Genomic DNA, 222 nt, shown 5'->3' with positions numbered 1-222 from the left:
AAATGAGAAATACGCACCAACAGCAGAAGCAATCGAAAAAGCATACGGTGAAGATTTAACAGAAGAAGATGTAAAACAAGCTATTAAGTTCACACCAGAGTATGATGGAGATTACAAAGTAGAGTTTGATGGATTTAATAAAAACCAAGAAGGTCCACAAGAAATACAAGTAACAGTGAAATATCCAGATGGTACAGAAGATCAAGTAACAGTTACAGTAAA

At 34.2% G+C, this 222-nt stretch carries 1 protein-coding gene; it reads left to right on the top strand.

The window, feature by feature from the left end; all coding sequences use genetic code 11:
* Nucleotides 1-222, top strand: a 222-nt coding sequence (locus ABGF48_RS08535) for a Rib/alpha-like domain-containing protein (protein WP_408105907.1), incomplete at both ends; no start/stop codon positions are given.

Origin of the sequence: Helcococcus bovis, from assembly GCF_046035835.1 — a bacterium.
Lineage (GTDB): Bacteria > Bacillota > Clostridia > Tissierellales > Peptoniphilaceae > Helcococcus > Helcococcus bovis.
Note: the sequence above shows the minus strand (reverse complement) of the source record. Positions and strands in the feature narration are given on the sequence as shown.